The organism is Rubripirellula lacrimiformis (genome assembly GCF_007741535.1).
In the GTDB taxonomy this organism is placed as follows: Bacteria; Planctomycetota; Planctomycetia; order Pirellulales; family Pirellulaceae; genus Rubripirellula; species Rubripirellula lacrimiformis.
The window spans coordinates 12,985-27,197 of the sequence record NZ_CP036525.1 but is presented as its reverse complement, the minus strand read 5'-3'; the positions used below and the strand labels follow the sequence as shown (position 1 = coordinate 27,197).

10 protein-coding genes are annotated in these 14,213 nt (G+C 57.0%); 7 read left to right on the top strand and 3 right to left on the bottom strand.

Annotated features, from left to right (window positions below):
- Positions 1-448: 448 nt before the first annotated feature.
- Positions 449-1,672, top strand: coding sequence for a DUF4013 domain-containing protein (locus K227x_RS00100; protein ID WP_246146391.1), 1,224 nt, complete (start codon positions 449-451; stop codon positions 1,670-1,672).
- Positions 1,673-2,237: 565 nt separating this feature from the next.
- Here K227x_RS00100 and K227x_RS00095 read toward each other — a convergent pair.
- From K227x_RS00095 to K227x_RS00085, 3 genes are all read right to left on the bottom strand, one after another.
- Positions 2,238-3,326 (bottom strand): helix-turn-helix domain-containing protein, encoded by a 1,089-nt coding sequence (locus tag K227x_RS00095; protein ID WP_145167369.1) that lies wholly within the window; start codon positions 3,324-3,326, stop codon positions 2,238-2,240.
- 43 nt (positions 3,327-3,369) lie between these two features.
- Positions 3,370-3,630 (bottom strand): type II toxin-antitoxin system RelE/ParE family toxin, encoded by a 261-nt coding sequence (locus K227x_RS00090; protein WP_145167367.1) that lies wholly within the window; start codon positions 3,628-3,630, stop codon positions 3,370-3,372.
- Between the two features lie 566 nt (positions 3,631-4,196).
- A complete protein-coding gene (locus K227x_RS00085; protein ID WP_145167365.1) occupies positions 4,197-5,096 on the bottom strand; it encodes a phosphatidylserine decarboxylase in 900 nt (299 codons plus the stop codon).
- Positions 5,097-5,302: 206 nt separating this feature from the next.
- On the opposite strand from K227x_RS00085, the gene K227x_RS00080 reads away from it, so the two are divergent.
- The 6 genes from K227x_RS00080 (at position 5,303) to K227x_RS00055 (ending at position 13,951) form a co-directional block, all read left to right on the top strand.
- The gene (locus K227x_RS00080; RefSeq protein ID WP_246146390.1) at positions 5,303-6,751 is read left to right on the top strand and encodes a S41 family peptidase; all 1,449 of its coding nucleotides are present in this window, start codon (positions 5,303-5,305) and stop codon (positions 6,749-6,751) included.
- A gap of 125 nt (positions 6,752-6,876) precedes the next feature.
- On the top strand, positions 6,877-7,818 hold the full coding sequence (locus K227x_RS00075; RefSeq protein ID WP_145167363.1) for a rhomboid family protein: 942 nt from the start codon (positions 6,877-6,879) through the stop codon (positions 7,816-7,818).
- On the top strand, positions 7,815-8,807 hold the full coding sequence (locus tag K227x_RS00070) for a sugar phosphate isomerase/epimerase family protein (protein ID WP_145167361.1): 993 nt from the start codon (positions 7,815-7,817) through the stop codon (positions 8,805-8,807). Before K227x_RS00075 ends, K227x_RS00070 begins: the two co-directional genes overlap by 4 nt.
- Positions 8,807-9,397 carry a redoxin domain-containing protein gene (locus K227x_RS00065; RefSeq protein ID WP_145167359.1) on the top strand — a complete coding sequence of 197 codons (591 nt, stop codon included), beginning with the start codon at positions 8,807-8,809 and terminating at the stop codon, positions 9,395-9,397. Before K227x_RS00070 ends, K227x_RS00065 begins: the two co-directional genes overlap by 1 nt.
- A gap of 113 nt (positions 9,398-9,510) precedes the next feature.
- Positions 9,511-12,465, top strand: a complete 2,955-nt coding sequence (locus K227x_RS00060) for a DUF1553 domain-containing protein (RefSeq protein ID WP_246146389.1) — start codon at positions 9,511-9,513, stop codon at positions 12,463-12,465.
- Positions 12,455-13,951, top strand: a complete 1,497-nt coding sequence (locus K227x_RS00055) for a DUF1501 domain-containing protein (protein ID WP_145167357.1) — start codon at positions 12,455-12,457, stop codon at positions 13,949-13,951. Before K227x_RS00060 ends, K227x_RS00055 begins: the two co-directional genes overlap by 11 nt.
- Positions 13,952-14,213: the final 262 nt, after the last annotated feature.

Here is a 14,213-nt window from a genome sequence, read left to right as displayed (position 1 = left end):
CTTTGTCTTGAGCAAATCTTTCCCAGACGGAACAAGCCCCGGAACCGTCCAAGGCGAATTTTGGGCTGTTTTCGTGAAACTTTCCGGGGATATCGCCAAGATTCGTCCCGGACGGGCGAATGGCTGAAATAGCGTGCCCGCCAGAAAAAAACGTCGCTGAACCTTTGCTGATCCGATACCGTGGTCGTTCGCTGTGCCGACCTCATCCACCTTTCGTTGAAAGTTGTCCCTGATCGTGGATCGCCATCCCAACCTCGCCAATCCCAGTGACACGCCAGATCGGCCAGAGATGACCGCGGATGGCCCGGCTGTGGATCGAGCGGAGACCTTGGGAGCGGAGACCTTGGGAGCGGAGACCCTGAGGCCGGAGACCCTGAGGCCGGAGCCCCTGGGAGCGGAGACCCTGGGAGCGGAGACCCTAGGAGCTGCGACTTTGGGAATTGGCGTGGTGGCCACCGGAACGGGCGCGTTCGAAACCGGACTCGGCACGTCTGATCCCGCTGCACTTCTGAACCCGCGGTCGGACGGGGAACCAGCAACCGAGCGGAAAGCGGGTCCGATTCGCCGCTCGCTTCGATGGATACGTTGGTGCGTCACCGGATCGTTCAGCATCGCGTCGTTGATCGTGCTGTTGGCATTGTTGACCGCCATCCCGATCCTACAACTGATCGCGTTTGGCTATCTGTTGTCTGTCAGCGGAGGACTTGCGGGCGGAGCCAAGTTTCGCGATTCGCTGCCGAAGCTTGGCCAAGCCGGTCAGATCGGACTGGCGATGTTGGCTGTGTTCATCGCGGCATTGCCAACCCAATTGATGACGCACTGGGAATCGGTAGCGGCGTTGATCAATCCCGGTTCCAACCAAGCGGCGATGCTGCGAATCGCGGCGATTTCGATGTCGCTTTTGGCGACCGGATACCTGCTGTGGGCTTGGGTTCGCGGTGGCCGTTTGAGGCATTATCTGTGGCCGGAACCGAAACGATTTTTTCGGCAGGCTTGGCGACCATCGACATGGGCATCGGCACCCGACCACCTGTGGGATTTTACGGCGTCGCTGGAATTGCCACGTTACTTTTGGTTGGGTCTGCGTGGTGCTGTGGGAACGTTGATTTGGTTGATCCCGGCAATGATCATCATCGCCGCGTTCCGAAATGGCGAAACCGGGTTGGCCGGATTGGTCGGCTTCGTATCGCTGATGTTGTTGGGCATTGCACTGATGTATTTGCCGATGTTGCAAGCACACTTTGCGGCCGAGAATCGGCTGCGAGCCCTGTTTGAAGTCCGCACAATCCGACGAAATTTTCGACATGCACCCTGGGCATGGTTGGGCGCGATGGTCTGCGGATTGGTGATCCTTCCGATCCCGCTTTACCTGTTGAAGATCGAAGCAACGCCGCGCGAAGTCGTCTGGTTGCCGTGCTTGGTTTTTGTCGCCTTCATCTTGCCAGCTAGAATCGCCGAAGGCTTGGCCCTTCGCCGCGCCCGCCGTCGCCCGCTGCCGACCGGACGTTGGGCCACCATGTCCCGCTGGATGGCGCGGTTGATGCTGGTGCCCGTGGTCGGCATCTATCTGCTGTTCGTCTACGTGTCGCAGTACACCAGTTGGGACGGACTACTAACCTGGGTCCAACAACACGCCATCCTGATCCCCGTCCCCTTCCTAGGCGGGACCTAACGTAGGAAGGCAGGAATGATGGGTAATCAACCTCGCCACCCCACAAATTTTCGGCTCATCCGTCGGAAGGGAGCGCCCGAGGTTTTTGCAGGCATGCTCCGATGTCCGAATGCTTAGTGATGGATGGCGTCCCTATTGAAAACACCCCACCGGCATGGCGAGCATGCCGGTGGGCCACGAAGCACCTTCGGCGCATCGGAGACCAAGCTATTCCTTGGCAAGTTGCTCCTCAGCAGAGCTCGCTTCCGCTTCACTTGGCAAATCAATTCTAACGCATCGAAATGGTCGGCTCAAATTTCGGACATCGGAGCAATTCCTCCGAAAACCTCGTCCCTGGGTACGGCGCACCCTTCCGACGGATGAGCCAAATTTTCTAACCCATCCATTTTCTAATCTCATTGGCCCACGATGCCGGTCCATTCAAATTAGACATCCTGCGATGAGCATCTAAAGTCGTCCGACTGGAGACGACGAATCGGTCATTGGGTTTAAAGATTTGTGGGTTAAAAAATTGCCTCGTCAGCAGAATCGTTGGAAAAGTTCGCCACTTTCCTTTGCGAACCCGCTAGCCTCCGTTGGACCACTCAAATCGCTGCTTAAGCGGATTGAGCTGGCTGAATTTCAAGATACGCTCATACTGCAGCCGTCCAACTAGGATCCCGGGTGCGATGCCAATCTCGTCAGCCAATCGAAGCACAGCGACCCTCGACTTCGTGTTGCTCAGTTCCGCCTCATACGCTTTCGGAATGAGTGTCTCGCGAGCGAAGCGATTCGCCGACTCTTCGCGGGGATCATCCGAGTATCCGACGTCCACATAAGTTTGTTTCTTGCTGTCGTTGAGGATGTGTCCCGCTTCATGAAATAGAGTGAACCAGAAGATGTCATTCATTTTGCCGCGAAGGTTCACTGCAATCATTGCCTTGCTGGGCGAGATCCATCGAGCCGCCCCATTGATCTTGCCACCCTTGATCTCGGGAACCAAGCAAAGAGCAACGCCAGAATCCGCAAACAGTTTAACGAGCTGAGGAACAAACTCAGCAGGCGACGACGTTGTCAGTGACCTAGCTTCCCGGACTGCCTTCGCGAATCGTTGCTTGCTGAACGCTGCAACCTCAATCGACTCAGCCTTCTTTTCCGCGATTCTCAACCAGGTTGCCAAACGACAATCGAGACACGACGCGTCGCTAGATTTTTTGAAAGAGAACTGCCCTTCGCACCAACCATCCTTCCACGCAGCAACGCTCGCGACTCGGAAAAAGCTAAGTGTCTGCTCAAGTAGCACTACTTTGTCTTTAGTTTCTTCAAGGAATCCACGCTCGATCAAATCCTTCGTAGGGACTTGCTTCAACCACTGAATGTCCTTTGCCAATTCCTCGCGAGCCTCTAGTCGGGCTAGTTGTTCCCGGTACTCGGCTTCGAGATTGTTCCAGATTCTCGCAGGAACGTTCGTAACGCGTTCCAGCAGCATCGACGTTTGCTGGGTCAACGGTGCCTTTCCATTGATGATCAAATTCAATGTCTTTGCAGTCAGTCCCGTTCGCTCAGCCAGCTCTCGCTGGTCAATTCCCAGTTGGTCGATCGTCTCCTGCAAGGTCGCTCCTGGCGGAACGGCAAAGTCAGGCTCGTAGCGATATCGATTTGTTTTGGTCGCCATTAGTGATGCAGTTGTGTTTTGTTGGTGGCTGTTTTTCGCTCCGTCACTTTCCGTGGTAATCCCCAATCCCTTCGATCAATACCGCTGTGACCTCCTTTAAGATCAAACCTCCATCATCTTTGAGAGGGAGTGGTTCGTGGTCAGGTGAAAACAGCAGTCGATCCGGGTGGACAAGATCTACCGCAAACTTCCCCTTCAAGTTCCCGGTCAAAGCGTGGCATCTCGCTCCTGGAAGCAAATGCAGGTCTGCCAAAGTCTCCACCGCAGCGAGCTGAGTCATCCGAAGTTGAATCTTCACAGACATGCGTTTCCCATGCTTTGCCTGGGCTTCTTCCGCCGATGAGCAAACTTTCAGCAGCTTCTTGTTGGAAAATTCGACCCGCATCCGCCTGGATCTTAAAATAGTTTACCTAAAAGGTAAATAAAAACCAACGTCTAGATCCTAACGGATTTCCATTGAACGTCAAAACGGGAAGACTGGAGAACCAAGTGACAGCAGCTAGATTTGCCAGCTCGCCAACTCCCAGCTCGCCAACAATGCGTCCGGCTGGCGGGCAACCGCCTGTGTACATCACGCCACATTGACAGCTATGCCCCTTCGACTGGTGGCCCTCAAATGACGTACGGGTTGAGCCATCGCAGCCATGCGACGGCAAGGCGGAAGGGGCGGCCCCATTCTGCTAAGCCCGAACCGAGGTCGACGACCGGCAACGACCTCACGCCCGCCATATACTGTTTCCACCCATCGATTCGGCGGAAGAGCCAAAAGACTGCAGGCAAGTAGATTTGTGACTGTCCCCTTCGCCTGGTCGTCCCCGTCGCCTGGTCCCCTTCGCCTGGTCCCCTTCGCCTGGCTTCTGATTTCAGCCGCTAGGACTTGGGGATCGTCCCCAACGAGTCGCCGATCTTGGCATACAGTTCCCGATGTTGGCTTGATTGTTCGACGAGGTCGTCATCGAATTGGATTCGGCCGGGTTCGAAGATCGTGATGGTGGATGAACCACCGAATCGGAAGTATCCCTTTTCGTCGCCTTTGTCGATCGGTTGATCGGTGCTGTAGGTCTGGCAGATTCCGCCCACGCAGGTGGCCCCGATTTCCATCAACAAGACGCGTCCAAACGATTCGGTTTCCAACTGTGTCAACGTTCGTTTGTTGGTCGCCAGGATATGGATGTTTTGGCACAGTGCGATCGGGTTGACCGAATACAGCGGCCCATTGATCAGCCGCGACGGGCCTGGGGACCCGGCGACGGGGAAATGGAAACGGTGGTAATCCACCGGGCACAAACGCGACAGCAGCAGACTGCCGCCGGCATACCGCTGGGCCAATTCGGCGTCGTCCACCAAGGTCGCCAGGTCAAACATTTCGCCTTTGACAAACAACCCGTCACAGCGGGACAGGTCAGGGACACACAGGTGCCGCCCGTCGGCTGGAAAGACCGCCGCGGCGGGTCGTGGGTCGATCGGGCGAGCCTGTGGTTTCAGTTTGCGAAAGAAGAATTCGTTGAAACTGGCGAACTGGTCGGGCGGACGCAAGAATTCGTCGGCGTCCAATTCGTATTGCTGGATGAACGGCAGGATCTTCTCCCGCGATACCGCACGATCCATCCTCCATCCGTACCAATGCGAAAACCAGGCGCGTTTGACCATCGCGGCCAGGGCAATTTTTCCGCCCACCGTGCCATAGGTCCAACGCAAAAAACTGTCGCCGTAGACCTTTTCCACACAGTCTTCGTTGCGATAGCGATCGTGGTAGACAATCTGGTCCATCGGGCCGGTCGGGGGATGCGAGGGTTACGGAGGATCAGCATGCAGGCGATTCTGAGGTCGAGTGGCTGCATTGTGACCGAATTAGCGGTATCCGCCACTACAGAAACGTTCCAAACCGACTTCCACGTGGATCAGGGTGGTCCGGCACGATAGACTGCGACCAGTCGTCCACCATTGTTTCGATTCGCGCCTTTCGACTGCCAGCCATGCCGCCCCGCAATCTGAACATCATTATCATTGCCGCCGCCATCAGCCTGCTTTGCTATGCCACGCATCGCCGTGCCCGGCCAGCCATGATCGTCGGGGACGCGTTGAATTTAATCGATTCCTATTATGTGGACCCGGTCGATAGCGAGGCATTGTTGATCGCGGCGATGAACGGGATGACGTCGACGCTGGACGAGAACAGCGAATACATTCCGGGCGCGGCCTACGAGAGTTTCCAGGACAATATCAACCAAGAATTCGCGGGCATCGGTATCTATGTCGAAGCGACCGAGGATGGCGGGCCGGTACGAGTCAGGACACCGTTGGTCGGATCACCCGCGCTGAAGGCGGGTTTCTTGCCAGGCGACCTGATCGTGAAAGTCGACGGCGAAGACGTTTCCAAAATGCCGTTGCCCGACGTCAGCAATCGGCTGCGAGGACCGGTCGGAACGACCGTCAAGATCACCGTCCGCAGGCCCGAGCGAACAACCGAAACCAATACGGATACGGCTGCGGTGGCTGAACCCGATGCCGATGCCGACAACACGGTGGACGACAACACTGTGGACGACGACCAGGTTGCCGACAACCAGGTTGCCGAAGTGCCCTACGAAGAAAAGTTGCTGACGGTCACCCGAGCACGAATCGAACTGGAATCGGTTGCGGGTGACTACCGCGACGAGCACGACCATTGGGTATTCCGCTTGCGCGAAGACCCCACGATCGGGTACATCCGATTGACCAGTTTTGGCGAAAAATCGACCGACGAGATGAAGCGAGCATTGGCTCAGTTGGACAACAACTTTCGCGGCTTGGTGTTGGACTTGCGTGGCAACGGTGGCGGGCTGCTGCACACCGCGGCCGACATCAGCGACATGTTCTTGAACGCTGGCAACATCGTCACCACACGGACCCGAGGGGGCGTGATCGAATCGCGATTTGACGCGGAACCGGGAACCCTGGTCGACCCAAAGAAACCGTTCGCGATTTTGATCGACGGAAACTCGGCCAGCGCCAGCGAGATCGTTTCCGCCTGCATGCAAGACAATCATCGGGCGATCGTGGTGGGGACACGCAGTTACGGCAAAGGCACGGTACAGAATATCTTGCCGCTGCAATTTGGACGCAGCGCGCTACGATTGACCGTGGCTCGCTATTACCGCCCCAGCGGTGCCAACATTCATCGCACCCAGGATGCCACTGATGACGATGAATGGGGCGTAACGCCGGACGATGGGATGATCGTGGAACTGGACGAAGAAAGCCTGATCAAGGTGGCTCGCCGCTGGACCGAAGCGGCCTATCCAGCGCTTGCCGTCGAGATGATGTCCGAATCGGATGATTCGACCGTTTCCACTAGCACGATGATCGACCCGCAATTGCGACGGGCGGTGGAAACGCTGAAAACCCAGATCGAAGAGACGACTCCGGAATCCGAAGCCGCCTAGCCCGGGGGGGCCATGCAGGCTAGCGGCGAGGCGGGCAGACCTGACCGCTACGCGCTCGGCCCGATTGGCTGCTAGGATCAGGAACACTGGACGAAGTAAAAATCTCTTTTTCACACGGGACATCGATGGGGCTTTACGACCGCGACTACGGACGCCAAGAACGGACCGCTTGGGATCGGATCGAAAATCCTCGTAGCATCACGATCATTCTGATCGTGGTGACCGTGGCGGTGTTTTTTCTAGAGATCCTGTTTCAGACCACTTCGACAGTCCGGATTCCCGGTGCTGGCGATATGCAGGTCAAAACCAGTCCGGTCGCCGACTGGCTGGCCGTTTACGCCGACACGCTGTACAAGCCGTGGATGTGGTGGCAGTTTTTGTCGTATGGATTCGTTCACGACTTCCAGAAGATCTTCCACATCCTGTTCAACATGCTGGGCCTATTCTTTTTCGGCCGCATCATCGAACAGAAACTGGGCCAAATGGAATTCTTGCGATTCTATTTGGTCGCGATTGTGTTCGGTGGCATCGTGGCGTCGATCACGAACCTGATCACCTTTCAGATCGCCGGGGTTCAGGCTTCGACGATTGGTGCTAGTGGCGCGGTGGTCGCAACCGTGATTTTGTTCGCCTGCCATTACCCGCACCAACAGATCTATCTGATGATGGTGTTTCCGGTCAAAGCCTGGGTCGCCGCGGTGCTGTTCGTGGCGATGGACGTGGCCGGTGCTTTGGGTTTGATGGCCAGCATGGGATCGTCAGGCAACACCGCCTTTACGGTTCACCTAGCCGGTGCCGCATTTGCGTTGGTGTATTTTTTCCAGCGCTGGAATCTGCGTTTCTTGTCCCCCGGGGCACTGACGGACATTCCCGCACGCATGCGTGACCGTTCCCGCCGGATGAAGATCAAACTGCACGACCCCGACAAAAAACTTGAAAAAGAAGCCGAGGATGCCGATCGGATTCTGGCTAAAATTCATCAACAAGGTGAATCCAGCCTCACAGCCGCCGAACGCAAGGTTCTGGAACGGTATAGCCGCCGCCAACGCGAAAAAAGAAACCAATGACCACCCCCGCCAAACTGCCAACCGGTTCGCATCGATCCCGCCAACATGCCGCCCCCGATTGGTCTCTGGGACGACGACAACTGTTCGCCGCCACCGCCGTCGGTTTGACCGCCTGGCTTGCGCGTCCTTTGCAATCGCTGGCCGACGATGTCGCCGACAGTTCATCGGATAATGGTCCACTGCCCTATGTCGATCGCATCGGACTGCAGCTGTACACCGTCCGTGACCAGATGAAAGCCGATGCCGAGGGAACGATCCAAGCGATCGCCAAGGCCGGGTACCGGCAAGTCGAATTGATGTCGATCGACGACGATGCGATCAAGATTGCGGCGATCGCGCGTGATCATGGATTGATGGTCCACAGTGCATTCATGGATTTCGGCGGCATCACCCATCCGGATCGTGATGGAGTGATCAGTGTTGATCGGACCGTCGAAATCGCCGAACGGATCGGACTGCGTCACGTCGTCTTTGGCTACATCGCACGCGACGAACGCGACAGCGTCGAAAAATGTCAAACGATTGCCGAAAACGCGAACCGCGCCGCCGAAAAGACTCGTGCCGCCGGAATGCGGATGGGTTACCACAACCATTCGTTCGAATTCGCCAAGCTGGATGGCGGTGCAAAAACAGCATTCGATATTTTCATCGAACGGTTTGACCCGCAGTTGATGGATTTCGAATTGGATGTGTTCTGGGTCAAGATCGGTGGCGAAGACCCGATCGCGATGATGAAAAAGTTGGCAGGTCGAATCACCCAGGTTCACCTGAAGGATCTGAAGGCTGACGTCGGGACGATCAACGACGAAGGCCAGGTCCCAGCCGACGCGTTTCAAGAACTTGGCGACGGCGTCATCGACATGCCTGCGATCATGCGGTTGGCAAAAGAGATCGGTGTTCGGGAATGCCATGTGGAACAGGATCAATCGCCTGCCCCGATCGATAGTATCAATCAAAGCATTCAGTTTCTGAATCAAAAGAGATCCTAATGTCATCCTTTCGCGTGATCGTGTGCCTGAGTTTGTTAAGCGTACTGAACATCGGCAGGGTATCGGTTTCAGCGAAAGAAGTTGCCAAGTCGGCTCCCGACGTCGGTCAAAAGGTCGCTGACTTTGACTTGCCGATCGTCGGTGGCGACCAGATGCTGAAACTTAGCGATCAGTACGCCGAGGGGCCCGTGGTGGTCATCGTGCTGCGTGGTTTCCCCGGCTATCAATGCCCCCTGTGTAGTCGCCAAATCGGCGCGCTGACCAATCGCATCAAAACGATTGCCAAAACCGCCAAGCGAGTCATCTTGGTTTATCCCGGACCGGCGTCGATGCTGGACGATCACGCCACCGATTTCATGGGTTCGCGGAAGTTGCCCGCACCGATCGTGATGGTTCGCGACCCGGATATGGAAATGGTGAACCGTTGGGGGCTTCGCTGGAATGCGCCCCGGGAAACCGCCTACCCGGCAACCTACGTGATCAACAGCGATGGCGAAGTCGCGTGGCGATTGATCAGCGATTCCCATGGTGGACGCAGCACCGCCACCGACATCATCAAGGCCCTGGACAAGATCGAATCGACAAACTGATCGGCAGGTGGCACAGAGGTTACAATCGGACTTGTTCAATCTGATTGAATCCCCGCCTCCACCCCCACCTGATCACGAGAACGTCGATGCACAGGACGACCGCCCGATCGCGGATGAAACCTTCATGGACGTCGCAGTCGACTGGACTTCGATCCTTCGCCATCGATCAGATGGGTCGTACCCTTTCCGTCGCCGGCTTTGTTCTGGCTGGCTTGATGTTGACGCCATGGCCCAGTCTCGCGGTGGCAGACAAACCATCATCCGACATCGCACCGTCTTCCGACCAAGTCGATTTCGAAAGCCAGATCGCACCGATCTTGGCCGAACACTGTCTTGGTTGCCATTCGCCCAACATCAAAAAGGGTGAACTGTCGCTGGCCACCGCCGACGACATCCACGATCTGCAGTACGTCCATCCAGGCAAGGCAGGATCGAGTCGTTTGCTGGAGGTGATTTCTTCGGTCGATGGCGCAGAACCTGAAATGCCAATGGACGGCGAACCACTGGCGGACGACAGCATTGCGTTGATCCGTCGCTGGATTGATCAAGGCGCCCTGTGGCCGGACACGGTCGTCGTCCGCGAGAAATCCAAGGCCGATGATTCATGGTGGTCGCTGCAACCACTGCAACAACAGTTTGCACACAACACGATTGATGAATTCATCGACGGGCCGCTACAGGCATCGAAACTGAAACGCAATGCGCCCGCCGATCGACGGACATTGATCCGCCGTGCTACCTACGACCTGACGGGATTGCCACCCACCCCCGATCAGGTCCGAGCGTTCGTTGATTCCGATGATCCCTTGGTCTACGAGAAATGGATCGATCATCTGTTGGCGTCACCCGAATACGGTCAACGTTGGGGGCGTCATTGGTTGGACGTGGTTCGATTTGGTGAAAGCATTGGATTCGAACGCAACGTCATCATCAACGAATTGTGGCCTTTCCGTGACTACATCATCCGATCCCTGAATGCCGATCGACCCTTTGATCAATTGATTCGCGAACACATCGCCGGCGATGTGCTGAACGATCCAAGTATCGACGCGACCGAATCGGCGATCGGGACGGCATTCTTGGTGTCGGGACCGTACGACGACGTTGGCAACCAGGATGCGGCCCAAGCGGCACAGATACGTGCCAACACGCTAGACGAAATCATTCGCGCCACCAGCGAAGCGTTCTTGGGTTTGACCGTCGGGTGCGCGCGATGCCACGATCACAAATTCGATCCCATTGCGCAAGACGACTACTACGCGTTGTACGCCACCTTTGCGGGTGTTCGTCACGGCGCCGTTCCGCTGGCGACCCCCGAAGATCGACTCCGCCGCGAAACACTGCTGGAACCACTGCAGACTTCGAAGGCAAAGATTCAACAGCAAATCAGCCAGATCGATGCAGCGGTGATGAAACGAGCCAACGCAAATTTGGCCCAGTACCAGAAAGCCTGGCCTCGTCCTGCGGTCGATCGCCGGGGCACCGAGGAAACCTTTGACCCGATTGTGGCCAGCCATGTCCGTCTGGTTTGCAAAGCACAGGACAACCATCCGAGTTCCAAGTCTGGATTTCGGATCGATGAATTCGAGGTCTGGTCATCGGGAGACGAATCGGAAAGTGTCAATGTTGCGTTGGCATCCAACGGTGCCACGGCATCCGGGGCCGCTCGTCAGATTCAAGACTTTGCCGACGCGTACGGTCCCCAGCTGACGATCGATGGGAAAACCGGTGCTCGGTTCATTGCCGCAGAATCCACGTTGACCATTCATTTGGCGCAACCAACCGAGATCAACCGCGTGTTCTTCTCTAGCGGACGTGGCGAGGCGGATCCGAATTCAGGCGTCTTCACGTTTGTTGCCGAATACGACATCGAAGTTTCTAGCGACGCCGAACAATGGATCAAGGTCGCCACCGGTGACGACCGCCAACCGATCCAGCGCGATAGCGTTCTGAATCGACGGCTATCCCGATTGGCGATCACCGATGATGAACGCCAACAAAAATCTCGTCTTGAATCAGAAATGCGCGATGTGAATCGTCGTATATCTGCGGTACCGGCCACATCGATGGTCTACATCGGACGCCGGGTGGCCGACGATGCCAAGGGCCCCTTTCATCTGTTCATCGGCGGCAGTCCCCAGCGCAAGGGCGACGCGGTGGTGCCGTCCAGTTTATCGTCGCTTCGCGGCCGTGCATCCGATTACCAGTTGTCCGCCGACGCCGACGAAGCAACGCGGCGCAGATCGTTGGCCGATTGGTTGGTCGATGATTCCAACCCGCTGACGCCGCGCGTGTTGGCCAATCGCATCTGGCACTTTCATTTCGGCACGGGCATCGTCGACACACCCAACGACTTTGGCTACATGGGCGGTCGGCCCACGCATCCCGAACTGCTGGACTTCCTAGCCACCCAACTGCAACAGGATGGTTGGCGAATCAAACCGATGCACCGGCGGATCATGTTATCAAAAACCTACCGTCAATCGTCGGACTTTGATGAACAGGCAGCCCGCAGCGATGCCGACGCACGGCTGCTGTGGCGATTCCCGCCGCGTCGTTTGTCGGCCGAAGAAATCCGCGACACGCTGTTGCAGGTGGCGGGACAACTTGACACCACATCGGGCGGCCCTGGATTCCGGCTGTATCAATTTTTGCAAGACAACGTCTGCACCTATCTGCCCTTGGACCAGCACGGGCCGGAAACCTACCGTCGGGCCGTCTACCACCAAAACGCTCGCGCATCGGTCGTCGATTTGATGACCGAGTTTGATCAGCCGGACTGTACCTTTTCGGCACCGAGACGTTCGTCGACCACCACACCGCTGCAAGCCCTGACGTTGTTGAACCATAGCTTCACGATGGACATGGCCGCTTCGATGGCCGCGCGAATTCGTGACACTGCCGGACCGGATCATGAACCACAGATTCATGCGGCCTATCAACGATGCTACGCCCGGGCACCCCAAGCGGACGAATTGGCGGCTTGTCGGTCGCTTTTAAGTGACAGTGATTTGACAACCTTGTGCCGCGTCCTTTTGAACACCAGCGAGTTGATCGATGTTCGGTAAACCCAACCGCAGAAACGCCGCTGCGCAACCGCTTTCGGAAATCGCGCGGCGGTCATTTCTTGGCAATGTCGCGACCGGCTTGGGCGGCGTTGGGCTGATGCATTTGTTGTCCGGTTTGGACGTGCAGGCACCCGCATGGGGTCAGGAAGTCGGCTCGGGAAACCAATGGCAGCCGGGAAGCGGGCGCACTCATCATCCGGCCAAAGCCAAACGAGTCCTGCAGATCATGTGCCCCGGTGCCGCTTCGCACATGGACCTTTGGGAACACAAACCATCGCTGGAAAAGTACAACGGCCAACCGCTGCCGGGCGAAGAGAACATGGTGTCGTTCCAAGGCAAGAACGGCAACTTGATGAAAAGCCCTTGGGAATTCGTTCCCTGTGGCGAAAGCGGCAAACCGATCACGTCGATGATGCCCCACATGGCCCAGCACGTCGACGACATCGCGTTTTGTCACGCAATGCACAGCAAAACCAACACTCATGGTCCCGGTTGTGTGTTCATGAACACCGGTCACGATACCGAAGGGTTCCCGACCGCCGGGGCTTGGGCCAGCTATGCACTGGGCAGTGCCAACGACAACCTGCCCACCTATGTCGCGATTTCAGACGTCCGTGGCGAACCGCCCAACGGCAAAGCCAATTGGACCAATGGATTTTTGCCGGCTCGACATCAGGCGATCATGATGAGCGACCAGCAACCGATCCGGAACCTGATGACACCTCCGGGACTGTCGCCACAAATCGAATCCAAGTCGCGAGACCTGCTGGAACAACTGAACCAACGGTACGCCCAGCAGTACCCGGCCGAATCAGATCTGCAGGCTCGCATGGCTGCCTACGAATTGGCGGCGCGAATGCAGGTGTCCGCACCGGAGGTATCCGACCTGTCGCGTGAATCGAAGTCGACGCACGAAGCTTATGGAACCGAAGACGCCAATCCGTTGAAGGCCGCCTACGCTCGCAACTGTCTGCTGGCGCGGCGGCTGCTGGAACGAGACGTTCGCTACGTTAGCCTGTTCTGTGCATCGCGGGCGTCGGGCGTCGACGGGCTGTTGAACTGGGATGCCCACAAGACGCTGCGTTCGGACTACGAGCGGCATCTTCCGATCTTTGACGGTCCGACCGCGGCGCTGCTGTCGGATCTGAAACAGTCGGGGCTGCTGGACGACACGTTGGTTCTATGGACGACCGAGTTTGGGCGAATGCCCACCCACCAAGCCGGCACCACAGGCCGTGACCACAATCCCGATGGGTTCACCTGTTGGATGATGGGCGCCGGCGTCCAAGGAGGCGTTTCGTACGGTGCGACCGACGAATTTGGCAGACGAGCGGAGATCAACCCGACGACGGTCTGGGATTTCTATGCGACCGTGCTGCACCTGTTGGGGTTCAATCACGAACAACTGACCTGGTACCACAACGGACTCGATCGCCGTTTGACAGACGTCCACGGAAACGTGATCCACGACATTTTGTCTGCTTAAGGAGGGCGTGCAGCCAATCGGATCGGTCCTGTCCTTCCCCCAAATGATGAGGTCGAAGGAAGGCTTGCGGACCCTGGTAGGTTGGGGGGGGAATCGGCAATCCCAAAATCGCAACTACAATATCGCTAGCCCGATGCCTCGATTTTCAAAAAGTGCGCCCTTGGGCGGCCCCAAAGCTTTGAAAACCGAGGAAAAACCGATTCCACGAACCTGGGGTTCGGCGCCCTCGGAAACATCGCAGCGATTGATTCCCACGCCTCTA